Here is a 20,214-nt window from a genome sequence, read left to right as displayed (position 1 = left end):
ATCAGCGACTTTTCCCCAAATCCGTTCGTCCTTCGACAGGCTCAGGACGAACGGAGGATAGAAAGGCGGCCCATGCAGCGCGAGGGGGGAGCCGTGCCGCACGGGCCGGGCGCTCAGGCGTCGACCGAAATGACGCCGCGCCTTATCTGGTCCAGTTCGATGCTCTCGAACAGAGCCTGGAAATTGCCGTTGCCAAAGCCTTCATTGCCCTTGCGCTGGATGATCTCGAAGAAGATCGGCCCGAACATCGGCTCGGTGAAGATCTGGAGCAATATGCCTTCGCCCGTCTCCACGCTGCCGTCGATCAGGATGCGGTTCTTCTTCAGCCGCTCCAGATCCTCGCCATGGCCGGGGACGCGCTTGTCGACCAGTTCGTAATAGGTCTCGATCGTATCCTGCAACCGCACCCCGCGCGCGCGCAGTTTCTCCACCGTGGCGTGGATGTCGGGGGTGGTGAGGGCGAGGTGCTGGATGCCTTCGCCATGATATTCTCGGATGAATTCCTCGATCTGGCTCTTGTCGTCCTGGCTTTCATTGAGGGGGATGCGGATCGCATGGTCCGGCGCGATCATCGCCTGGCTGAAAAGCCCGGTCGCCTGTCCCTTGATGTCGAAATATTTCTGTTCCTCGAAGTGGAAGAGGGTTCGATAGAACTCGCTCCACACCCGCATCTGCCCCCGCCGGACATTGTGCGTGAGGTGGTCGAGCAGGTCGAGGCCCACGCTGTTTTCCGCCTCCGCCTCGCGCCAGCCGGGAAATTCCGCCCAGTCGGCATAGAGGTCCTCCCCATCCCTGACGAAATAGAGATAGGAGCCGCCGATCCCCTGGATGACGGTATCGTCCTCGTCCGTCGGCTTCGCGCCATGGTCGAGCGCCCAGCGCATCGCGGCGTCAGGGTCGGCGACGCGAAAGGCCATGGCGCTGGCCGACGGGCCATGCTCGCCCCGGAAGGCCGCCACCCGCCCGGCATCGTCGCGGTTCAGCATCAGGTTGATGCGCCCCTGCTTGTAGCGGGTGATGTTCTTCGCCGGGTGGCGGTGCGTCGGCACGAAGCCGAGCTGTTCGAACTGCGCGGCCATGGCCTGCGGATCGGGCGAGGTGAACTCGACGAATTCGAAGCCGTTGAGGCCCAGCGGATTTTCGGGCGGATGATGCGGCGTGGCGGTCATGGGGCGGTCCTCTCTTGCGTGCCCAGCGTGTAGACGCGGTCTTCGGGAAGCACGGCATCGGCCTCCAGATCGTCCGTGCCCTCCAGCTCGCGGTAGAGCGGCGCGAAGTCCGTCTCGACGGTCTGGCGCAGCAGGTCCTCGAAACTGTCGATGACGAAATAGCTCTGCTGATAATCGTCGATGCGATATTGGGTGCGCATCAGCCGCCGGAGGTCGAAACCCAGCCGGTTGGGCGAAGGATCGTCCAGCGCGAAGATCGACTCCCCATGCGACGACACGATGCCCGCGCCATAAAGGCGCAATTCGCCGTCCTGCCGGATCAGTCCGAACTCCACCGTATACCAGTAAAGCCGCGCGAGCCGCTCGATCGCGCCCATCCGCTCGGCGCGCAGCCCGCCCTCGCCATAGGCTTGCATATAATCGGCGAAAACCGGGTGCGCGAGCAGCGGCACATGGCCGAACACGTCGTGGAAAACGTCCGGCTCCTCCAGATAATCGAGCTGTTCGGGCGTGCGGATGAAGCGCCCCGCGACGAAGCGCCGGTTGGCGAGATGCTTGAAGAAGACCCGGTCGGGAACCAGGCCGGGCACAGCCACCACCTGCCAGCCGGTGCGTCGCATCAGCCGCTCCGACAATTCCTCGAAGTCCGGGACGCCCGGCTTCGTCATGCGCAGCATGTCGAGCCCCTCCAGGAACTCCGGCACCACCCGGCCCGGCAGCATCGCCGCCTGCCGCGCGAAGAGCCGGTCCCATACGCCATGATCCTGGGGCGTATAGGCGCTCCAGTCCTGCGGGATCGTCCAGTCTGCGGCGGCGCCTTCGGGTGGGCGCGCATGGATATGGGCCATGGCGAGGAGTATTTCACGAAATCGCGGAAAAATCGTTTCAAACTTCTGGATGAAAAGGGTTATCGTGAAATGAAGTTTCGGATATATCCATCTTATGAAACAGGAGCGTCAACTCGATGCGGTCGACCGGCGGATCGTCGCCCTGTTGCAGGCCGATGCCTCGATCAGCCATGCGGACCTGGCCGAACGGGTAGGCGCGTCGGCGGCGTCCTGCTGGCGGCGGATCAAGGCGCTGGAGCAGGCGGGCGTGCTGCTGAAAGCCGTCCGGCTGGTCGATCCGGCCAGCGTCGAGCGGCAGGTGAACGTACTCTGCAACATCCGGATGCGCAGCCACGCCCGCGACGCCCGCGCCTCCTTCGAGCAATTCGTAGACGGGCGGCCGGAGATCGTGGAGTGTTTCTCCATGTCCGGCGAATGGGACTATCTGCTGCGGATCGTCGTGGCGGACGTGGCGGATTATAATGATTTCCTGATGAACGTGGTGCTGTCCCATCCGTCCGTGCAGGGCGCGGCGTCACATTTCGCGCTGTCGATGACGAAATATACGACGGCGCTGCCGGTGTAGGTCAGCTCGCCGACAACCCATGTTTCTTCATGCAATGCCGCAGCTGGTCGTAGCTGAGGCCCAACCCCTTCGCCGTCGCGCGCTGATTATAGCGATAGCGTTGCAGCGCCGCGCGGACGATGGCGGCTTCATGCGCTTCCACCGCCGCTTTCAGATCGGTGATAGAATCGAGATCGGGCGAGGGGAGGGGCGCGGGCCGCGCATCGTCATGAAAGGCCGGGGCGGCGGGCGTCATCGGCTGTGGCTTCCACGGCGAATCGAACGGATCGAACACGATCCGGCTGACCGCCCGTGCCGGATTGTCCCAGCGATAGACCGCCCGCTCCACCACATTGCGAAGCTCGCGCACATTGCCGGGCCAGCCATGCGCCTCCAGTTCGGCCATGCAGGCGGCGGAAAAGCCCGGCCATTGCGGCCATTCCAGTTCCGCCGCCATGCGCCGCCCGAAATGATCCGCCAGCACCGCCACATCACCCTCCCGCGCGCGGAGCGGCGGCAGGGTGATGACCTCGAAACTCAGCCGATCCAGCAGGTCCGGGCGAAATCGGCCCGCATCCGCGGCGGCGGGCAGGTCCTCATTGGTCGCGGCGACGATCCGCACGTCCACCGTCACCGGGCGGGACGCGCCGATGCGGGTCACCTCGCCATATTCGATGACGCGCAGCAATCGCTCCTGCGCCGCCATGGAAAGCGTGCCCAACTCGTCGAGGAACAAGGTGCCGCCGTCCGCTTCCTCGAACCGGCCGGGCCGCGCGCGGGTCGCGCCGGTGAAGGCGCCCTGCTCATGGCCGAACAGTTCCGCTTCGATCAGCGTCTCCGGCAATGCCGCGCAATTCATGATGATGAGCGGCTCGCCCCAGCGGCGCGACAGGCGATGCAGCCGCTCGGCCACCAGCTCCTTGCCGGTGCCGCGCTCGCCGATCACCAGCACCGGGCGGTTGAGTTCGGCGGCGCGCCCCGCCTGCTCCACCGCGTCGAGGAAGGCCAGCGATTGCCCGACGAACTGCGTATTCTTCTCCATTCCCAACTTATGGCGAAATTTCCCAATATTCCGCAAGGGCAATTTCCGGCATGTGCCGCCAAACCCATGCTTTTCCGCCCTTCCCGCAAATTGGCACGGCTTCTGCAATGCCGGGAGGGAAGCCGCTGCCGAGACAGCCGGCACCTTTGAAGGCCAGAGTTCAGGGAGTAAGAAGATGGAAAAGAAGAGCAACGAAGTCCGCGAAATCGGTCAATTGCTGTCGGTCGCCATGGGCGCCATGCTGTTCGGATCGACCGTGATCCTGTCGGCTGTCGGCCCGGCCCGCGCCAGCGAAGCCCCGATGCTCGCGGCCACCGATACCCCCGCGGCCCTGCGCTATCTGGCGTAAGGACCGCAAGACCCCGGCCGGGGCGGGAAGCCCCCCTCGCCCGCCCCGGCAAAGTTTTGACCAGGAGTGACGTTCAGATGGGTATTTTCTCCCGCACCCGCGACATCATCGCCGCCAATGTGACCGACCTGCTCGACCGGGCGGAAGACCCGGCGAAGATGATCCGCATGATCATCCTCGAAATGGAGGAGACGCTGGTCGAGGTGCGCGCGTCGGCCGCCCGGACCATCGCCGACCAGAAGGAGATGCGCCGCCATATCGCCAAGCTCGATGCCTTGCAGGAAAGCTGGACCGAAAAGGCGCAACTCGCGCTCAGCAAGGGTCGCGAGGATCTGGCCAAGGCCGCCCTCGTCGAAAAGCAGAAGGCCGCCGACATGGCCGAGCAGATGACCCATGAGATCGAGACCCTGGACGAGGCGCTCAGGGCTTCGGAAGAGGACATCGCGAAATTGCAGGCCAAGCTGCGCGAGGCCCGCGCCCGCCAGAACAGCCTGGCCGCGCGCATGGAAAGCGCCCAGAACCGCCTGCGCGTCCGCGAAGCCTATGCCGGCGAGAAGGTCAACGAAGCCTTTGCCCGCTTCGACATGCTGGAGCGCCGCGTGGACATGGCCGAAGGCCGCGCCGACGCCATGGCGCTGGGCCAGGTCCCCAAGACGCTGGAGGAGGAGATCGCGGAATTGCGCTCGTCCGACAAGGTGGACGCCGAACTGGCCGCCCTCAAGGCCAGCATGAACAAGGGGGAATGACGCCATGGAAGATGTCTTCCTTCCCATCGTCATCGTCGGGATGCTGTTCATCGGCATGCCCTGGCTGATCTTCCATTATGTGACCAAGTGGAAGCAGGCGCCCAAGATCACCGACGAGGATGAGAAGCTGCTGGACGAGCTTCACCTGCTCGCCCGGCGGTTGGAGGAAAGGTTGCAGACGGTCGAACGGATCGTTGCCGCCGACAATCCCGATTTCCGCCCCGTCCGTCCGTCGCAGGACGAGGATTATGATTTCGACCGGAGGACCGTAAGATGAGCGCCCGCCGCACCAAATTCTACCTCGACAAGCAGAACGGCAAATGGCTGGGCGTCTGTGCCGGGATCGCCGACTATACCGGGATCGACGTGATCTGGATCCGGATCGTCGCGGTGCTGGTGACGCTGATGGGGGCCTTCCCCTGGACGCTGATCGCCTATTTCCTCGCCGCCTGGATGGCCGACGACAAGCCGACGGGCCTCTATGCCGACCGGGACGACGAGAAATTCTGGCAGGGCGTGCGCACCAATCCGGCGCGCTCCACCCGCGACGTGCGCTCCAAGTTCCGCGACATCGACCGTCGCCTGGCCGACATCGAAATCTATTATACCAGCCGCAACACCCGCCTGGCGGACGAGATCGACCGCCTGCGCTGACACCGTTCATCGAACGGGAGCCGCCGCCGGTCGAAAATCGCCCTGCGCGACCGGGAAAAGGAAACGAGAGGAAGATCGGGATAGCCGCGCGATCCTGCCGCAGGGAAGGGAATCGGAAATCCGCGCCGTCCTGACATGCAAGGGGAAGTCGTCATGAATCCGTTTGAAATGGTCGTCGCCATCGTCGCGATCACCGCCATCGCCAGCGTCATCCGCGCCAAATATGGCGTCCTGCGCCGCGGCAGGGGCGAAGCCTTCGTCCATCGCGGCCCGGACCCGGAGGCCGAAAGGCTGCGCGCGGAGGTCAAGGCGCTCAAGGATCGCGTGGCCGTGCTGGAGCGGCTCGCGACCGACAGCTCCACCGCGCTGGAGCGCGAATTCGACAAATTGCGGGACCGCGACTGAAAAAGCGGCCCGGAGGGACCACAGGGAGGACGATATGCAGGACCCCCTTTTCTACATGAGCATGGCGGCCGCGGGCCTGGCCGGCCTCGTCATCGTCGCGGCGACGGCGCTGCGCGGCTGGAACGGCTGGCTGGACCTCAAGCGCGCGGAACTGGCGCAGGGGAACCATGAGGCCGCGCCGCCCTCGGCCGCCACCCGGATCGAGGTCGCCGACCTCAAGGAACGCATTCGCAAGCTGGAAGCCATCGCGGCGGGCGTCGATCTGTGACCGGCAGGGAAAAGCGGGTTTCCCCATCCGCTTTTCCCCCTATATGGCGGGCATGACCGAAATGCGCGCCCTCGCCGATCTTTACGAAGAATATGATTTCCTCGACGCCGACGACCGCTACCGCCTGCTGATCGATCTCGGCCGCGAACTCGAACCGATGCCCGATCCGCTCAAGACCGACGCCACGCTGGTCCGCGGCTGTTCCGCGGCGGTGTGGGTCTATCCCACGGTCCGCGAAGACGGGCGGCTGCACTTCCTGGCGGACAGCAACGCGGCGATCACCAAGGGGATCATCGCGCTCGTCCTGCTGACCGTGCAGGACCGGACGCCGCAGGACATCGGCGCGACGGACATCGAAGGCGCGCTGGCCCCGTTCGACCTGCGCAACCAGCTCAGCTCCAACCGGACGCAGGGCATTCCGAACATGATTGCTCTCATCAGGGAAACGGCTCGTCGCTACGGCGGCTGATCCCCGAAACCGCGCATTCCGCCCGGACGTTGGCCTTCCGTAACAGGATAACGGAAGGAGAAAGGCGATGCGCGCCTTCGTGACTTTGACGACCCTCGGTGCGGCCCTTGGGCTGATGGCGGCCTGCTCATCCGGCGACAAGGAGCCGACCCAGCGCGAGCAGATCGGCCAGACGTGGAAATATGAAAGTGGCGGCGAGGGCGGCAAGGCGAAGGTCGCCTATATCGGCAGCATCAACACGGTGCAGACCATGACCGCCCCCGACACCTTCTCCGTGCTGCTGGTGCAGCCCATGTCGAACGGCGAGAAGAATGTGACCGTGAAGCTCGTCGGCGCGCCGTTCCGCTGCGACCTGTCCGATTGCGCGGTGACGGCGACGACGGACGACGGCAAGGAACATCGCTGGAAAGGGCGCATGGCCGACACCAATGACGGGATCGAGATCATGCCTTCGCAAAACGCCTATGAAGCCATCGCGAAATCCAGGACGGTGAAGGTCGACCTGGCCGTGGGCAAGGACGACCAGACCTTTCCCTTCCGGTTCAACGTGGAAGGGCTGGACCTCAAGGGCTGATCCTCACTCCTGCAAGGATACGCCGGGGCTGCGCGGATCGGCGGCTCCGACCCAGCGGCCGTCCGGGAGCCGCTGCGCCGCATTGGCCTTGAGGCCGAGGCGCGAGATGGTGACGCGGTGGCCCATACGCTCCAGCGGGGCTTTCATCGCCTCCAGCGCGGTGCCCTGCTCCAGCACCAGCCCATCGCCGTTGAAATATTCAAGGCCGAGTGCGATCGAATCCTGCGCGGAAAGCCCCCAGTCGAGATGCGCGATCAGCGCCTTGGCAACCTGCATGATGATGGTCCTGCCCCCGGCGGCGCCCACCGTGAAGATGGGCGTGCCCGCCGCGTCATAGACGATGGTGGGCGACATGGAGGAGAGCGGCCGCTTGCCCGGCTCCACGCGATTGGCGACGGGCGCGCCGTTCTTTTCCGGCGTGAAGCTGAAATCGGTGAGTTCATTGTTCAGGATCACGCCGTTGGCGATCAACTGGCTGCCGAAGAAGCTTTCGATGGTGGAGGTCCAGGCGGCGATGTCCCCCTGGCGGTCCACGGCGACGAAATGGCTGGTGCCCGATTCCGGCTGGGGGAGGGAGGCCGTGCGCGGCTGCGCGCCCTGCGGTTGGCCGGGCTGGTAGTCGTTCCGGGCCTTGCGCGGGGAAATGAGGGCGGAACGCTGCTTCAGATAGGCGGGATCGATCAGGCTCGCGATGGGCACGGACACGAAATCCGGATCGCCCAGCCATGTGTCGCGATCGGCATAGGCCAGCTGCATCGCCTCGCCGATCACATGCCAGGACCGGACATCCTCCTTGCCCCATCGGGAAAGCGGGAAGCGTTCCACCATGCCCAGAAGCTGCAACACGGTGACGCCGCCCGCCGATGCCGGACCCATGCCGCAGACGGTATAGACGCGATAAGGACCGCATACCGGCTTGCGCGGCTTGGCCTGATAGGCGGCAAGGTCGGCCTGCGTCATCGGCACGGGGTTTTTCGGCGCGTGGGTGACGGTCTGCGCGATCGCCTTCGCATTGTCGCCCAGATAAAAGGCGTCCGGCCCTTCGGCGGCGATGCGCCGGAACAGCGCGGCGAGCGGCGGATTCCTGAGGATCGTGCCGATGGGCGCGGGCTTGCCGTCGATCCAGAAATATTTCCGGATTTCAGGGAAGTCGGCCCAGACCGGCGCGACCGCCTTCATCGCGCTGTCCAGCCGCTGGCGGACTTCGAACCCCTCTTCGGCCAGGCGGATGGCGGGCTGGAACAGGTCGGCCCAGGGGAGCTTGCCCCATTTGCGATGGGCGTCCCATGCCAGGCGCAGATTGCCCGGCACGCCGACCGAATAACCGCCCGGCCAGGCATCCCGGAAGGAAAGGGGCTGCCCGTCCGCGCCCATGAAGCGGTCGGGGCGGGCGGCGGCGGGGGCGGTTTCCCGCCCGTCGATGGATTCGAGCGCGCCGGTCGCGCCGTCATGATGCATCAGGAAGCCGCCGCCGCCGATCCCGCTATTGTGCGGTTCCACGACATTGAGCGCCAGCATCATCGCGATGGCGGCGTCGGTGGCGCTGCCGCCCTTGCGCAGGATCTCCTGCCCGGCCTGCGCCGCGCGCGGATCGGCGGCGGAAACGGTGGCATTGACCGGGACCGGCTCACGCGCCGGCAATGGCGCGGGAGACAGGGCGACAAGGGCGATCGGGGCCAGCAGGCCGAACAGGCGGGGAGTCATGGCACTCACCCTATCGCCTGCTTTTTTCGCCGCAAGCCTGTCCGTCCCATCAGGCGTCCGCGCCCACCGCGTCTCCCACTGTCTGGAAGCCATCCCTCGCGAGCAGTGTCTTGAGCCCCGCGTTGATGCGCTTTGCCAGATACGGCCCTTCATAGACCAGCGCGCTGTAAAGCTGGATCAGGCTCGCGCCCGCGCGGATGCGCGCATAGGCCTGCCCGGCGCTGGATATGCCGCCCACCCCGATCAAGGGCAGACGCGCGCCCAGCAGCCGGCGGAAGTCGCGCAGGCGTTGCAGCGACAGGTCATGCAGCGGTGCGCCCGACAGGCCGCCCGTCTCGCCCGCATGGGGCGATCGCAGGGCGGGCCGCGAGAGGGTGGTGTTGGACACGATCAACCCGTCGATGCGATGGTCGATGCAGGCCGCCGCGATGTCCTCCACATCCGCCGGTTCGAGATCGGGCGCGACCTTGAGGAAAATCGGCGTGCGGCCCGTCCCCCGCGCCGCCATGACCACGCCCAGCAACCGGTCGAGCGCCGCCCGGTCCTGCAACGCGCGCAGGCCCGGCGTGTTGGGAGAGGAGATGTTGACCGTCAGATAGTCGGCGAGCGGCGCCATGCAGGTGACGCCGGTCGCATAGTCGGCGATGCGGTCCGCGGCGTCCTTGTTGGCGCCGATATTGATGCCGATCACGGGGCCGCCCGGCCGCCGCCGCCTGGCGACCCGTTCCGCCGCCGCCGCCTGCCCGCCATTGTTGAAGCCCATGCGGTTGATGACGGCCCGGTCCTCCTCCAGCCGGAACAGGCGGGGCAGGGGATTGCCCGGCTGCGGCAGGGGGGTCAGCGTCCCCAGTTCGGCGAAGCCGAAGCCCAGGCCATGCATCTTGTGCGCGACCAGCCCTTCCTTGTCATAACCGGCCGCCAGGCCCACCGGATTGGGAAAGCGCAGCCCCGCCACCGTCTGCGTCAGCACCGGGTCGGGACGGGGGACTGGCGGCGTCGGCATCATCCGCAGCAGGGCGATGGACATATGGTGGGCGCGCTCGGCATCGAGGGCGAAAAACAGCGGCCGGATCAGACGATAGGACATGGCGGCCCCTATGCCAGCGGCCGCTGCGTCCGTCGAGTCGCTGTGGTGATGGGGCAACAGTTGATCTGGATCATATTTCCATGGCGGAAAACGACATAATTTGGGTCATTTTCGGTCGGCCGATGTCCGATCCATCCAATAAAGCCTGCCGGATTCGGGCGTAAAGCATGGTTGCGACCCGAAGGCTCCAAGGCCATATGGCCGAACGAGACCTTTCCTGGCCCGGTGGTGAAAGTCGCCGGGCCAATTTTTATTCATGTGTCTTATGTATGACACTGGATGCTTTCCCGATTTCAACCAAATTTCCTTGCGCCGCCGCGGCGAAGGGGGATATTGGTTGGCGGGGGTTTGAAATATGGGGTTGCGTCCTCAGCACATATCCGGGCGCACGGCAGGCATGGCTGCCGCGGAAGGCGGCGTATCGCTCTCCTACACCGTCGAAGCGGCGCAAGGTCCGGTAAGGCTGCGCTATTTCGTTCCGCCCGAATCCCTATGCGCCTATTTCGGTTCCCTCTATCTCTTCAGCGCCTCGTCCCCCGGCTATGCGGACGTGACGCGCGCCGACGTCCCCCAGTTGCGCTTCCGGCTGGAAGGGCGCGGCGGCGAATATATCTTCCAGGACGGCATGGTGATGTCCACGCCGGAGGTGTGCCTGCTGGGCCCCACCTTCGGCGCGACGCGGTTCCGGCTCGATCAGCCTGTGCGCGTCCTGGGTGTATCCCTGCTGCCCGCGGGCTGGGTGGCGCTTTACGGCGATGACGCCAGCGCCATGGCTGACAGCGCCTTCGACATGGCGACATGCGATGCCGACTATGAACTGTTGTTGCGGCGGTTGCGGCGTCTGGACGATCCGGACGCGATGGCGGCGCTGTGCTGGTCTTTCCTCCAACAGCGGATCAAGCCCCTGGGCGACGCCACGTGGCGGATGCTGGAGACGGTGGACGGCTGGCTCATGGACGAGGGATCGCCGCGCATCGAAACGCTGGTGGAGCGCACGGGGCTGTCCCCCCGGCAACTGGCGCGGATCACCAACCGCTATTATGGCGCGCCGCCCAAGCTGCTGGCGCGCAAATATCGCGCGCTCCGGTGCAGCGCGCGGATCGCGCTGGACCGGGAAAGCTGGCAGGTGCTGTGCGACGAAGGCGGATTCTACGACCAGTCCCACTTCATTCGCGAGATCAAGCATTTCATCGGCCTCACCCCGCAGCAATTGCAGAACGAACCGACCGCCGTCGCGCAACTGACGCTGCTCCGCCGTACGCTGGGCGGAGACGTGGCCGCCATGAACCGCATGAGCTGAATCGGGGCGCTCAAGAAAAAGCCTTGATAAACCCTGCTTGCGGGGCCACATGCCCAATCGGATTGATTCGATCCGATTTGAGAATGGTTCGCAACTGGACGCGCAATGAAACTGTCGAGCTTTGCTGACTATGCCGTGGTGCTGATGTCCGCCGCCGCGCGTCATTGCGGCGCCGCGAAGATGAACGCGACCACGCTGTCGGCGGAAACGGGTATTCCGCTGCCGACCGCGCAGAAGCTGGTGAGCCGCTTGTCGGCGGCGGGCCTGCTCGAATCGAGCCGGGGCACCGGCGGCGGGGTGCGTCTGGCTCGCCCGCCCGCCGCGATCACGCTGGCGGACGTGGTGGAGGCGGTGGAAGGCCCCATCGCCATGACCGCCTGCGCGGAGATGGGCGCGCATGACTGCTCGCTGGAGCAGGACTGCCGCATCCGTCCGCACATGAATGCAGCGAACAACGTGATCCGCGCGGCGCTGGCCGGCGTGACGATCGCCAGCCTGACACGGGAATTGGCATGACCGAGGAAAGCATCACCATCCGCAACCAGGAAGCCCTGGAAGCCGCCGAGCGCGCTTCCGCCTATGAGCATGGCTGGTCTTCCGCCATCGAACAGGATTTCGCGCCCAAGGGGCTGAACGAGGACACCGTCCGCTTCATCTCCGCCAAGAAGAAGGAGCCGGAATGGCTGCTGGAATGGCGGCTGAAGGCCTTCCGCATGTGGCAGGATATGGAAGCGCCCGACTGGGCCAAGCTCGCCATTCCGCCCATCGACTATCAGGACGCCTATTATTACGCCGAGCCGAAGAAGAAGGCGGAGCTGGAATCGCTGGATGAACTCGATCCGGAAATCCGCGCGACTTACGAGAAGCTGGGCATCCCGATCGCCGAGCAGGAAGTGCTCGCCGGGGTGAAGGGCAGCCGCAAGGTCGCCGTCGACGCCGTGTTCGACAGCGTGTCCGTCGCCACCACCTTCCGCAAGGAACTGGAGGAAGCCGGCGTCATCTTCCGCTCGATCAGCGAAGCGGTGCGCGAATATCCCGATCTGGTGAAGAAGTGGATGGGCAAGGTCGTGCCGATGCACGACAATTATTTCGCCACCCTGAATTGCGCCGTCTTTTCGGACGGCACCTTCGTCTACATCCCCAAGGGCGTGCGCTGCCCGATGGAGCTGTCCACCTATTTCCGCATCAACGCGGAAAATACCGGCCAGTTCGAGCGGACGTTGATCGTCGCAGACGAAGGCTCTTATGTGAGCTATCTCGAAGGGTGCACCGCGCCGATGCGCGATGAGAACCAGTTGCATGCGGCCGTGGTGGAACTGGTCGCGCTGGACGATGCCGAGATCAAATATTCGACCGTCCAGAACTGGTATCCCGGCGACGAGCAGGGCAAGGGCGGCATCTATAACTTCGTGACCAAGCGGGCGCTCTGCCAGGGCCGCAATTCCAAGGTTTCGTGGACGCAGGTGGAAACCGGCTCGGCGATTACATGGAAATATCCCTCCTGCGTGCTGAACGGCGAGAACAGCGTGGGCGAATTCTATTCGGTGGCGCTCACCAACAATCTGCAACAGGCCGACACCGGCACCAAGATGATCCACAACGGCAAGGGATCGCGCTCGACCATCGTGTCCAAGGGGATCAGCGCGGGGCGCAGCAACAACACCTATCGCGGTCTGGTGCGCGTCGCGCCGGGCGCGGAGGGGGTGCGCAACTTCACCCAGTGCGACAGCCTGCTGCTGGGCGACCGGTGCGGCGCGCATACCGTCCCCTATATCGAAGTGCGCAACCCCGGCGCGCAGATCGAGCATGAGGCGACGACCAGCAAGATCAGCGACGACCAGCTTTTCTACGCGATGCAGCGCGGGCTGGATCAGGAAGCGGCCGTCGGCCTCATCGTCAACGGCTTCGCGCGCGAGGTCTTGCAGCAACTCCCCATGGAGTTCGCCGTCGAAGCGCAGAAACTGCTCGGTATTTCTCTCGAAGGATCGGTGGGCTGAAGCCCTTCCCAATATATCAAGGACCAGATTTTTGAGCGACGAAGACGATATTCAGGATGCCCTCGCCGATTTCGCGGAGGATGTCGGCAACGGGCAGGCGTGGACCGCCGCGATCCGCATCCTGACCGAAGATTATGAACTGGAAGAAGGCGAGTTGCAGGCGCGCGCGGCCAAGGATTTCGGCGATCTCGACGCCTATCAGGCCGAATGCCGGGCCGCGCTGGAAAAGGGCGACGCGGCCTTCGCCGAGCGCTTGAGGACCGACAAGGCGTTCCACAAGGCGAAGGCGCCGAACCTCGCCCGCATGGGCCCGGTGACCGAATTTGTGAGCGGCATTCTGGAAAAGGGCGCGCCGGAACCGGATGCCGACTGGTGGCCCTATATGCCGATCAGGCGCCATATCGACACGCTCTTCCCCGCGCCGGGCGACGTGCGCGACATGGCCTTCTGGACGGCGCGGACGCTCCAGCGCGCGCACAGGGGATAAGCCATGCTGACCATCGATAATCTTTCGAACGAAATCGACGGCAAGGCGATCCTCAAGGGGCTGTCGTTGACCATCGACGCGGGGGAGGTCCATGCGATCATGGGCCCGAACGGCGCGGGCAAGTCGACGCTGGCCTACACGCTGGGCGGCCGTCCGGGCTATGAGGTGACGGGCGGCAGCGCGACCTTCCAGGGGCGCGACCTGTTCGACATGGAACCCTATGAGCGGGCCGCGGCGGGGCTGTTCCTGGGCTTCCAGTATCCGGTCGAGATCCCCGGCGTCTCCAACCTCCAATTCCTGCGCGAAAGCCTCAACAGCCAGCGCAAGGCGCGCGGGCAGGACCCGCTGTCGGGCGGGGAGTTCATCAAGCTGGCCAAGGAAAAGGCGGCGCTGCTGGGCCTCGACATGGAGATGCTCAAGCGTCCCGTGAATGTCGGCTTTTCAGGCGGCGAGAAGAAGCGCGCCGAAATGGTGCAGATGGGCATCCTCGATCCCCGGCTGGCGATTCTCGACGAAACCGACAGCGGCCTCGACATCGACGCGCTCAAGACGGTGGGCGCCGGGATCAACGCGATCATGCGGCGGCCGGACAAGGCCGTGCTGCTCATCACCCATTATCAGCGGCTGCTCGATTATGTGAAGCCGGACTTCGTGCATGTGCTCGCCGCCGGGCGGATCGTGAAGTCGGGCGGGCCGGAACTGGCGCTGGAGCTGGAACGCGAAGGCTATGCCGAGGTGCTCTCCGCGTGACCGCGCTTGCCCTTCCCACGCGCCGTCAGGAAGAATGGCGCTATAGCGACCTCGATGCGCTGGCCGCGATCTGGCCCGTGCCCGCGCCGACCCCGATCGTCGTGGCGGCGGGCGAAAGCGTCCATCATCACCTGTTGCAGGATGCCGGCGATGATATGGCGGCGGTGCATGATTATGTCATCACGGTCGCGGATGGAGCGCGGTGCGACTTCCATCTCCTCAACATCGGCGGCAAGCTGGGCCGGGTCACCTTCGCCGTCACACTCGGCAAGGGATCGCATTTCGAATTGAACGGGGCGATCATCGGCGGCGGCCATCAGGTGCTGGAGATTGTCACCTCTGTCACCCATGCGGAACCGGACGCCACGAGCGGGCAGACGATCCGTTCGATTCTGGGCGGCCATGCGACCGGCAGCTATCTGGGCGGCATCAACGTCGCGCGCGATGCGCAGCGGACCGACGCCTTCCAGTCCGTCAAGGCGATGCTGCTGGATCGGACCGCGACCGCCAATGCCAAGCCGGAACTGGAAATCTACGCCGACGACGTGAAATGCGCCCATGGCGCGACGGTGGGCGAACTCGACAGGCAGGCCCTGTTCTACATGGCGTCACGCGGGATGGACCCGGCGACGGCCAAGACGCTGCTGTTGAAGGCCTTCGTCGCGGGCGTGTTCGACGACATGCCGGACGAGGCGCTGCGCGAGCGTTTCGAAGCCGCCGCGCTCGCCAGGCTGGAGGCGCTGGTATGACGGGCTCCTCCGGCGGCGGTCTGCGGCTGAGGGACGATTTCCCCGGCGTGGGCGACTGGCACTATCTGGACAGCGCCGCCACCGCGCAAAAGCCCCAGGCCGTGATCGACGCCATCGCGCGCGCCTATGGCCCCGATTATGCGACCGTCCATCGCGGTGTCTATGAACGGTCGGCGAACATGACGCTGGCCTATGAGGCGGCCCGGCGGAAGGTGGCGGGCTTCATCGGCGCGGCTTGCGACGCGGAGATCGTCTATGTGCGCGGCGCGACCGAGGGCATCAACCTCGTCGCGCAATGCTGGGCGGCCGAGCAACTGAAGGCGGGCGACCGCATCCTGCTCTCCATGCTGGAGCATCACAGCAATATCGTGCCCTGGCAGATGGCGGCGGAGAAAACCGGCGCGCAGATCGATGTCGTGCCGCTGACTATGGACGGCAAGATCGACCTCGACGCGATGCAGGCGATGATCCGGCCCGAACACAGGCTGGTCGCGCTCGCCCATGTGTCCAACGTGCTGGGCAGCGTGCTCGACGTGCGCCGCGCGGCCGACATCGCCCATGCCGTCGGCGCGAAGATCCTGATCGACGGCTGCCAGGCCGTGCCGCGCCTTGCCGTCGATGTGCGGGCGCTGGATTGCGACTTCTACGTCTTTTCCGCGCACAAGCTCTATGGCCCCACCGGCATCGGCATATTGTGGGCGCGTCGGGAACTGCTCGACGCCATGCCGCCCTATCAGGGGGGCGGATCGATGATCGACAAGGTGACGTTCGAAAAGACGACCTACGCCCCCGCGCCGACGCGGTTCGAAGCGGGAACGCCTCATATCGTCGGCGTGGTCGGTCTGTCGGCCGCCATCGATTATGTGCAGGCCGTCGGCCTGGAGGCGATCCACGCCCATGAATGCGCGCTGGTGGGGCGCGCGCGCGCGGCGCTGGAGACGATGAACTCCGTGCGCGCCTTTGGCCCCGACGATTCGGCGGGCATCCTGTCCTTTGAAGTGGAGGGGGTGCATCCGCACGATGTCGGCACCATATTGGACGAAACGGGTGTCGCGATCCGCGCCGGGCATCATTGCGCCCAGCCGCTGATGCGCCATCTGGGCGTCGAGGCGACCGCGCGGGCGAGCTTTGGCCTCTATAGCGACGAAAGCGATGTGGATGCGCTGGTTCGCGGGATTGAAAGAGTGAGGAAGATCTTCGGATGAGCGAAGAGCGGAAGATCATGGTCGAGGAAGTGGACGCGGTGGAAGCGCCGCCCAGGTCGCGCGTGGACGATGCGGCCAGCGCCGCGCCGCGCCAGCGCGATTATCTGGAAGGATTCCTGTCGCAAAAACCCGCGGAAACGCCGGCGGGCGAGCCGGGCGGCGACCTGTATGACGCGATCATCGATGCGCTGAAGGAAATCTACGATCCGGAAATCCCGGTCAATATCTACGATCTGGGCCTCGTCTACGGGGTGGACGTGACGGACGGCGGCCATGCCATCGTCACCATGACCTTGACGACGCCGCATTGCCCGGTCGCCGAATCCATGCCGGGCGAGGTCGAACTGCGCGTCGGCGCGGTGCCGGGCGTGGGCGATGTCGAGGTGAACCTCGTCTGGGACCCGCCATGGGATCCCGGCAAGATGTCCGACGAGGCCAAGCTGGAACTGGGGATGCTCTGATGACCACGGAAACCAAAGTCCGCGCCCGTCCCGCCGCCGTCATCCTGACGCCCAGCGCGCAGCAGCGCATCGCCGACCTGATGGCGCAGGCGCCCCTGGGCGCGATCGGCGTCAAGCTCTCCACGCCCCGGCGCGGCTGTTCGGGCCTCGCCTATTCGGTCGACTATGTGACCGAGGAAGCGAAGTTCGACGAAAAGATCGAAACGCCCGGCGGCACCTTCTACATCGACGGGGCGTCGGTGCTCTATCTGGTGGGATCGACGATGGACTGGGTGGAGGACGACTTCACCGCCGGGTTCGTCTTCAACAACCCCAACGCCAAGGGAAGCTGCGGCTGCGGCGAGAGCTTCACGGTCTGACGGGGCTGCCGTGCCCCTTATGCTGATCCTGGGGCTGGGCTACACCGCCTCGCGCCTGGCCATGCGGTTGCGTGCGCGGGGGTGGCAGGTCACCGGCGTGCGCCGCGCCGCTGGCCCCGACATGCTGGCTTTCGACGATGACGCCGCCGTCCTTGCCGCCATCGACGGCGCCACGCATATCCTCTCCTCCGTCCCGCCAGAAGGCGATGGCGATCCCGTCCTCGCCCGCTATGGCGGGGCCATCGCCGCCGCGCCCGCCTCGTGGGTCGGCTATCTGTCCTCCACCGGCGTGTATGGCGATGCGGCGGGCGCCTGGGTGGACGAAGCCAGTCCCGTGGGCCGGGGCCGCCGCACGGCTCGCGCGGACGCCGACCTGGCGTGGGGCGCGCTCCGGCCGGACATGCGTCGCTTCCGCCTGCCCGGCATCTACGGCCCGGGCCGCAGCGCGCTGGACCGGGTACGGGAAGGAAAGGCGTATCGCATCGACCTGCCCGGACAGGTTTTCAGCCGCATCCATGTGGATGACATCGTGGCGGGCGTCATCGCCTCCTTCGACGGACCGCCGGGCGTCTATAATCTCGCCGACGACCTGCCCGCGCCGCAAAATGCGGTGACGGAGGCGGCCTGCGGCCTGCTCGGCCTCCCTCCGCCGCCGCTCGTGACGCTGGAGCAAGCGAATCTCTCTCCCATGGCCCGCGCCTTCTACGCGGAAAATCGCCGCGTCGCGAACGGGCGGGCGAAGCGGCTGCTGGGCTGGAAGCCGCTTCATCCGACCTATCGCGAAGGGCTGGCCGCCTGTCTTTGCGAAGAGGCGGGAACGGCTCGCCGCATCGTGCCGGTCATGGTTACCAATCCTTAACCATGATGGTCCGAAAGCGGTGACCTCACCGCCACGGGATCGGACAGATGGACTCAATCGAAACAGCTTTCGCCGCGCTCAGCCACCGGATGGCGCGCCTGCCCATGCCCGCCCGCGCGCCGCGCCAGCCCGAATCCATCGCCAGCCTGCTCGCCCGCGTCGATGCGGCGCGGCGCTGCACCGGACCGGGCGCGCGCCGCTAGCGATTCGCCCTAGGCTTCCTTCGCCCGAAGCGCGACCGCCATGCCGATGACCGCCAGCATGGCTCCCGTCACGGACAGCGCGGTCCAGCGATAGCCTTCCACCGCCGTGGAGATCAGCATGGCGATCACCGGGATCAGCACGCTGCTATAGGCCGCCCGCGCCGCGCCGATGCGCTGGATCAGCTGGAAATAGAGGGGGAAGGTGACGACCGACCCGGCGATCCCCAGCCACGCTATGCCCATCACATATCGGGCGCGCCATTCCATCACCGGTGGCCCCGCCGTGATCCAGGCATAGGCCGCATCCATCGCGGCGCCGATCAGCATGGCCCAGCTCAGCACCGCGATCATCGGCAACCGCCGCGCGATCCGCATCCCTTGCATGATGTTCGCCGCCGAAGCGCTGAACAGCCCCGCGATGCTGAGCGCCACGCCCAGCAACACCGCCTCGGGCGCGATGGCGGCGGCGCGATATTCCTTCACCAGCAGCAGCGCGATGCCCGCGATGGCGACGGCCGATCCCGCCATGAAGGCGCGGCTCACCGGCTGGCGGAACGCGATCCAGGCGAGGATGCTGTTGGGGATCAGCAGCATCGCATAGACGGTGGCGACCACCCCGGATGTCAGATAATGCTCCGCGCGATAGACGAAGTTGAAATTGAGCACGAACTGCGCGAGCCCCAGCAGAGCGGCGAAGGCGATGCCCTCCGGCGGCAGGCGCAGCGGCACGCGGCGGGCTGCGGCCAACAGGGCCATGCCGACCCCGGCCACCAGAAAGCGATAGCAGACCGACCAGCTGGGCGGGACCGCCGAAAGCTGGTCCCGGATCACGATCCAGGTCGAGCTCCAGATGATCGTGACGAGGAGGAAGGGCAGGATGACGCCGCCCCTTTCCCGCGATCCTTCCATCAGCCGAGCGCCCGCAGCGCGTCCGCCAGCGGCGCGACGCCCGCCGCGTCCTGCGACCAGTTGGTGACGATCCGCGCCGCGCCCTCGCCCCAGTCGTGGAATCCGAATCCTCGTGCGCGCAGGCTGGCCGCCTCCGCCGCCGTCAGCCGCAGGAACAGCTCATTGGCCTGCACCGGATGCATCAGCCGCCCGTTCGCGCTTTCCGCCAACGCCCGCGCCGCCGCATTGGCGGCGCGGGCGTTGGCGAGCCACAGGCCGTCCTCCAGCATCGCCAATAGCTGCGCCGCCAGATAGCGCCCTTTGGAAAAAAGATGCCCCGACCGCTTGCGCCAGCGCTCCGCCTCCGCCGCGCGCGCTTCCGCCTGCGCCCCGAAGAAGACCAGCGCCTCGCCCACCATGCCGCCATTCTTGACGCAGCCGAAGCTCAGCGCGTCCACGCCCGCCCGCCATGTGACATCGCCCGGATGGCAGCCCAGATGCGCCACGGCATTGGCGAATCGCGCGCCGTCCATATGGAAGCCCAGGCCATGATCGTTCGCCACCGCGCCCAGCGCCGCGACTTCATCGGGCGTGTAGGCAAGGCCATATTCGGTCGCGTTGGTGATGCTGATCGCGCGGGCGGGGATCTGGTGCACGTCGGGGCGGATCGCTTCGACCCGTTCTCGTACCGCCTCCGGCGGCAATTTCCCGCCCTCGCCCGGCAGCGTCATCAGGCTCGCGCCATGGGTGAAGAAGGCGGGCGCGCCGCATTCGTCCACGGCGATATGGGCTTCCTCCTGCGCGACGACGCCGCCATAGGGCGGGCAAAGGCAGGCCAGCGCGATGCTGTTCGCCGCCGTGCCGGTCGACACCCACATCGCCTTGGCCGGCGCGCCGAACAGGTCGGAAAAGGCCCCGTCCAGCCGCGCGGTCCACGCATCGCCGTCATAGCCATGGTCCTCCCGGTCCGCCGCCGCGATCGCGGCCATGACGGATGGGCAGACAGGCGTCGCATTGTCGGAAAAAAACTGCATGGCAAGCGGGATAGCCCGCCGCCTCCAAAGCGCAAGCAGGGGGGGAGGGCCATTTGTCTATCA

At 65.9% G+C, this 20,214-nt stretch carries 27 protein-coding genes; 20 read left to right on the top strand and 7 right to left on the bottom strand.

Annotated features, from left to right (window positions below):
* Positions 1–113 precede the first annotated feature (113 nt).
* Both hppD and phhA read right to left on the bottom strand, forming a co-directional pair.
* The gene (gene hppD / locus SCLO_RS11265; RefSeq protein WP_066516798.1) at positions 114–1,169 is read right to left on the bottom strand and encodes a 4-hydroxyphenylpyruvate dioxygenase; all 1,056 of its coding nucleotides are present in this window, start codon (positions 1,167–1,169) and stop codon (positions 114–116) included.
* The gene (gene phhA / locus SCLO_RS11260; RefSeq protein ID WP_066516797.1) at positions 1,166–2,017 is read right to left on the bottom strand and encodes a phenylalanine 4-monooxygenase; all 852 of its coding nucleotides are present in this window, start codon (positions 2,015–2,017) and stop codon (positions 1,166–1,168) included. The genes hppD and phhA overlap by 4 nt, the downstream gene beginning before the upstream one ends.
* A gap of 94 nt (positions 2,018–2,111) precedes the next feature.
* Here phhA and SCLO_RS11255 point away from each other — a divergent pair, with 94 nt between their 5' ends.
* The gene (locus tag SCLO_RS11255; RefSeq protein WP_066516796.1) at positions 2,112–2,582 is read left to right on the top strand and encodes an Lrp/AsnC family transcriptional regulator; all 471 of its coding nucleotides are present in this window, start codon (positions 2,112–2,114) and stop codon (positions 2,580–2,582) included.
* Between the two features lies 1 nt (position 2,583).
* Here the strand turns inward: SCLO_RS11255 and pspF are convergent, their stop codons facing one another.
* The gene (pspF, locus tag SCLO_RS11250; RefSeq protein ID WP_066516795.1) at positions 2,584–3,603 is read right to left on the bottom strand and encodes a phage shock protein operon transcriptional activator; all 1,020 of its coding nucleotides are present in this window, start codon (positions 3,601–3,603) and stop codon (positions 2,584–2,586) included.
* Positions 3,604–3,778: 175 nt separating this feature from the next.
* On the opposite strand from pspF, the gene SCLO_RS23370 reads away from it, so the two are divergent.
* The 8 genes from SCLO_RS23370 to SCLO_RS11215 all read left to right on the top strand — a co-directional run bounded on the left by SCLO_RS23370 (position 3,779) and on the right by SCLO_RS11215 (position 7,068).
* Positions 3,779–3,952, top strand: a complete 174-nt coding sequence (locus tag SCLO_RS23370) for a hypothetical protein (protein WP_169800555.1) — start codon at positions 3,779–3,781, stop codon at positions 3,950–3,952.
* 77 nt (positions 3,953–4,029) lie between these two features.
* Positions 4,030–4,698: a phage shock protein PspA gene (gene pspA / locus SCLO_RS11245; RefSeq protein ID WP_066516793.1), complete on the top strand. Its 669-nt coding sequence runs from the start codon at positions 4,030–4,032 to the stop codon at positions 4,696–4,698.
* Between the two features lie 4 nt (positions 4,699–4,702).
* Positions 4,703–4,975, top strand: a complete 273-nt coding sequence (pspB, locus tag SCLO_RS11240) for an envelope stress response membrane protein PspB (protein WP_066516792.1) — start codon at positions 4,703–4,705, stop codon at positions 4,973–4,975.
* Complete coding sequence (gene pspC / locus SCLO_RS11235) at positions 4,972–5,352, top strand: envelope stress response membrane protein PspC (RefSeq protein ID WP_066516790.1); 381 nt, start codon at positions 4,972–4,974, stop codon at positions 5,350–5,352. The genes pspB and pspC overlap by 4 nt, the downstream gene beginning before the upstream one ends.
* 153 nt (positions 5,353–5,505) lie before the next feature.
* Positions 5,506–5,757, top strand: a complete 252-nt coding sequence (locus SCLO_RS11230) for a hypothetical protein (protein WP_066516919.1) — start codon at positions 5,506–5,508, stop codon at positions 5,755–5,757.
* 34 nt (positions 5,758–5,791) lie between these two features.
* The gene (locus tag SCLO_RS11225) at positions 5,792–6,025 is read left to right on the top strand and encodes a hypothetical protein (RefSeq protein ID WP_066516789.1); all 234 of its coding nucleotides are present in this window, start codon (positions 5,792–5,794) and stop codon (positions 6,023–6,025) included.
* 52 nt (positions 6,026–6,077) lie between these two features.
* Positions 6,078–6,494 carry a SufE family protein gene (locus SCLO_RS11220; protein ID WP_066516918.1) on the top strand — a complete coding sequence of 139 codons (417 nt, stop codon included), beginning with the start codon at positions 6,078–6,080 and terminating at the stop codon, positions 6,492–6,494.
* Positions 6,495–6,561: 67 nt separating this feature from the next.
* Positions 6,562–7,068, top strand: a complete 507-nt coding sequence (locus tag SCLO_RS11215) for a hypothetical protein (RefSeq protein ID WP_066516787.1) — start codon at positions 6,562–6,564, stop codon at positions 7,066–7,068.
* Between the two features lie 3 nt (positions 7,069–7,071).
* On the opposite strand, the gene ggt is transcribed toward SCLO_RS11215, so the two are convergent.
* Positions 7,072–8,772, bottom strand: coding sequence for a gamma-glutamyltransferase (ggt, locus tag SCLO_RS11210; protein WP_066516785.1), 1,701 nt, complete (start codon positions 8,770–8,772; stop codon positions 7,072–7,074).
* Between the two features lie 49 nt (positions 8,773–8,821).
* Entirely contained in the window at positions 8,822–9,859 is a 1,038-nt protein-coding gene (locus SCLO_RS11205; RefSeq protein ID WP_066516784.1) for a quinone-dependent dihydroorotate dehydrogenase, read from the bottom strand.
* Between the two features lie 397 nt (positions 9,860–10,256).
* Here SCLO_RS11205 and SCLO_RS11200 point away from each other — a divergent pair, with 397 nt between their 5' ends.
* The 11 genes from SCLO_RS11200 (at position 10,257) to SCLO_RS23365 (ending at position 18,229) form a co-directional block, all read left to right on the top strand.
* Positions 10,257–11,159, top strand: coding sequence for a helix-turn-helix domain-containing protein (locus tag SCLO_RS11200; RefSeq protein ID WP_096362222.1), 903 nt, complete (start codon positions 10,257–10,259; stop codon positions 11,157–11,159).
* 105 nt (positions 11,160–11,264) lie between these two features.
* Positions 11,265–11,675, top strand: coding sequence for an RrF2 family transcriptional regulator (locus SCLO_RS11195; RefSeq protein WP_066516781.1), 411 nt, complete (start codon positions 11,265–11,267; stop codon positions 11,673–11,675).
* The gene (gene sufB / locus SCLO_RS11190) at positions 11,672–13,156 is read left to right on the top strand and encodes a Fe-S cluster assembly protein SufB (protein ID WP_066516779.1); all 1,485 of its coding nucleotides are present in this window, start codon (positions 11,672–11,674) and stop codon (positions 13,154–13,156) included. Before SCLO_RS11195 ends, sufB begins: the two co-directional genes overlap by 4 nt.
* Before the next feature lie 31 nt (positions 13,157–13,187).
* Entirely contained in the window at positions 13,188–13,643 is a 456-nt protein-coding gene (locus SCLO_RS11185; RefSeq protein WP_066516777.1) for a hypothetical protein, read from the top strand.
* Between the two features lie 3 nt (positions 13,644–13,646).
* On the top strand, positions 13,647–14,393 hold the full coding sequence (gene sufC / locus SCLO_RS11180; RefSeq protein WP_066516774.1) for a Fe-S cluster assembly ATPase SufC: 747 nt from the start codon (positions 13,647–13,649) through the stop codon (positions 14,391–14,393).
* Positions 14,390–15,142, top strand: a complete 753-nt coding sequence (locus SCLO_RS11175) for a SufD family Fe-S cluster assembly protein (RefSeq protein WP_066516773.1) — start codon at positions 14,390–14,392, stop codon at positions 15,140–15,142. Before sufC ends, SCLO_RS11175 begins: the two co-directional genes overlap by 4 nt.
* Positions 15,139–16,347 carry an aminotransferase class V-fold PLP-dependent enzyme gene (locus tag SCLO_RS11170; RefSeq protein ID WP_066516772.1) on the top strand — a complete coding sequence of 403 codons (1,209 nt, stop codon included), beginning with the start codon at positions 15,139–15,141 and terminating at the stop codon, positions 16,345–16,347. Before SCLO_RS11175 ends, SCLO_RS11170 begins: the two co-directional genes overlap by 4 nt.
* The gene (locus SCLO_RS11165; protein WP_066516771.1) at positions 16,344–16,808 is read left to right on the top strand and encodes an SUF system Fe-S cluster assembly protein; all 465 of its coding nucleotides are present in this window, start codon (positions 16,344–16,346) and stop codon (positions 16,806–16,808) included. The genes SCLO_RS11170 and SCLO_RS11165 overlap by 4 nt, the downstream gene beginning before the upstream one ends.
* Entirely contained in the window at positions 16,808–17,167 is a 360-nt protein-coding gene (locus tag SCLO_RS11160) for a HesB/IscA family protein (protein WP_066516770.1), read from the top strand. The genes SCLO_RS11165 and SCLO_RS11160 overlap by 1 nt, the downstream gene beginning before the upstream one ends.
* A 19-nt stretch (positions 17,168–17,186) precedes the next feature.
* On the top strand, positions 17,187–18,026 hold the full coding sequence (locus tag SCLO_RS11155) for a Rossmann-fold NAD(P)-binding domain-containing protein (protein ID WP_066516769.1): 840 nt from the start codon (positions 17,187–17,189) through the stop codon (positions 18,024–18,026).
* Between the two features lie 47 nt (positions 18,027–18,073).
* The gene (locus tag SCLO_RS23365; RefSeq protein WP_157080307.1) at positions 18,074–18,229 is read left to right on the top strand and encodes a hypothetical protein; all 156 of its coding nucleotides are present in this window, start codon (positions 18,074–18,076) and stop codon (positions 18,227–18,229) included.
* Positions 18,230–18,238: 9 nt separating this feature from the next.
* On the opposite strand, the gene SCLO_RS11150 is transcribed toward SCLO_RS23365, so the two are convergent.
* Together SCLO_RS11150 and SCLO_RS11145 are read right to left on the bottom strand one after the other, a co-directional pair.
* Entirely contained in the window at positions 18,239–19,138 is a 900-nt protein-coding gene (locus SCLO_RS11150; protein ID WP_066516768.1) for a DMT family transporter, read from the bottom strand.
* Positions 19,138–20,151 carry a threonine aldolase family protein gene (locus SCLO_RS11145; RefSeq protein WP_066516765.1) on the bottom strand — a complete coding sequence of 338 codons (1,014 nt, stop codon included), beginning with the start codon at positions 20,149–20,151 and terminating at the stop codon, positions 19,138–19,140. Before SCLO_RS11145 ends, SCLO_RS11150 begins: the two co-directional genes overlap by 1 nt.
* Positions 20,152–20,214 lie beyond the last annotated feature (63 nt).

This window comes from Sphingobium cloacae (assembly GCF_002355855.1).
Taxonomy (GTDB): domain Bacteria; phylum Pseudomonadota; class Alphaproteobacteria; order Sphingomonadales; family Sphingomonadaceae; genus Sphingobium; species Sphingobium cloacae.
This window is presented reverse-complemented; position numbering and strand designations above follow the sequence as displayed.

What these genes read in the sequence shown, in the direction of transcription:
- SCLO_RS11170 (WP_066516772.1), top strand. Translation starts at nt 15,139, where the DNA reads ATGACGGGCTCCTCCGGCGGCGGTCTGCGGCTGAGGGACGATTTCCCC.
- SCLO_RS11255 (WP_066516796.1), top strand. Translation starts at nt 2,112, where the DNA reads ATGAAACAGGAGCGTCAACTCGATGCGGTCGACCGGCGGATCGTCGCC.
- pspA (WP_066516793.1), top strand. Translation starts at nt 4,030, where the DNA reads ATGGGTATTTTCTCCCGCACCCGCGACATCATCGCCGCCAATGTGACC.
- ggt (WP_066516785.1), bottom strand. Translation starts at nt 8,772, where the DNA reads ATGACTCCCCGCCTGTTCGGCCTGCTGGCCCCGATCGCCCTTGTCGCC.
- SCLO_RS11215 (WP_066516787.1), top strand. Translation starts at nt 6,562, where the DNA reads ATGCGCGCCTTCGTGACTTTGACGACCCTCGGTGCGGCCCTTGGGCTG.
- SCLO_RS11225 (WP_066516789.1), top strand. Translation starts at nt 5,792, where the DNA reads ATGCAGGACCCCCTTTTCTACATGAGCATGGCGGCCGCGGGCCTGGCC.
- phhA (WP_066516797.1), bottom strand. Translation starts at nt 2,017, where the DNA reads ATGGCCCATATCCATGCGCGCCCACCCGAAGGCGCCGCCGCAGACTGG.
- pspB (WP_066516792.1), top strand. Translation starts at nt 4,703, where the DNA reads ATGGAAGATGTCTTCCTTCCCATCGTCATCGTCGGGATGCTGTTCATC.
- SCLO_RS11155 (WP_066516769.1), top strand. Translation starts at nt 17,187, where the DNA reads ATGCTGATCCTGGGGCTGGGCTACACCGCCTCGCGCCTGGCCATGCGG.
- SCLO_RS23365 (WP_157080307.1), top strand. Translation starts at nt 18,074, where the DNA reads ATGGACTCAATCGAAACAGCTTTCGCCGCGCTCAGCCACCGGATGGCG.
- pspC (WP_066516790.1), top strand. Translation starts at nt 4,972, where the DNA reads ATGAGCGCCCGCCGCACCAAATTCTACCTCGACAAGCAGAACGGCAAA.
- sufB (WP_066516779.1), top strand. Translation starts at nt 11,672, where the DNA reads ATGACCGAGGAAAGCATCACCATCCGCAACCAGGAAGCCCTGGAAGCC.
- SCLO_RS23370 (WP_169800555.1), top strand. Translation starts at nt 3,779, where the DNA reads ATGGAAAAGAAGAGCAACGAAGTCCGCGAAATCGGTCAATTGCTGTCG.
- SCLO_RS11220 (WP_066516918.1), top strand. Translation starts at nt 6,078, where the DNA reads ATGACCGAAATGCGCGCCCTCGCCGATCTTTACGAAGAATATGATTTC.
- SCLO_RS11165 (WP_066516771.1), top strand. Translation starts at nt 16,344, where the DNA reads ATGAGCGAAGAGCGGAAGATCATGGTCGAGGAAGTGGACGCGGTGGAA.
- SCLO_RS11230 (WP_066516919.1), top strand. Translation starts at nt 5,506, where the DNA reads ATGAATCCGTTTGAAATGGTCGTCGCCATCGTCGCGATCACCGCCATC.
- sufC (WP_066516774.1), top strand. Translation starts at nt 13,647, where the DNA reads ATGCTGACCATCGATAATCTTTCGAACGAAATCGACGGCAAGGCGATC.
- SCLO_RS11160 (WP_066516770.1), top strand. Translation starts at nt 16,808, where the DNA reads ATGACCACGGAAACCAAAGTCCGCGCCCGTCCCGCCGCCGTCATCCTG.
- SCLO_RS11150 (WP_066516768.1), bottom strand. Translation starts at nt 19,138, where the DNA reads ATGGAAGGATCGCGGGAAAGGGGCGGCGTCATCCTGCCCTTCCTCCTC.
- pspF (WP_066516795.1), bottom strand. Translation starts at nt 3,603, where the DNA reads ATGGAGAAGAATACGCAGTTCGTCGGGCAATCGCTGGCCTTCCTCGAC.
- SCLO_RS11205 (WP_066516784.1), bottom strand. Translation starts at nt 9,859, where the DNA reads ATGTCCTATCGTCTGATCCGGCCGCTGTTTTTCGCCCTCGATGCCGAG.
- SCLO_RS11145 (WP_066516765.1), bottom strand. Translation starts at nt 20,151, where the DNA reads ATGCAGTTTTTTTCCGACAATGCGACGCCTGTCTGCCCATCCGTCATG.
- hppD (WP_066516798.1), bottom strand. Translation starts at nt 1,169, where the DNA reads ATGACCGCCACGCCGCATCATCCGCCCGAAAATCCGCTGGGCCTCAAC.
- SCLO_RS11195 (WP_066516781.1), top strand. Translation starts at nt 11,265, where the DNA reads ATGAAACTGTCGAGCTTTGCTGACTATGCCGTGGTGCTGATGTCCGCC.
- SCLO_RS11200 (WP_096362222.1), top strand. Translation starts at nt 10,257, where the DNA reads ATGGCTGCCGCGGAAGGCGGCGTATCGCTCTCCTACACCGTCGAAGCG.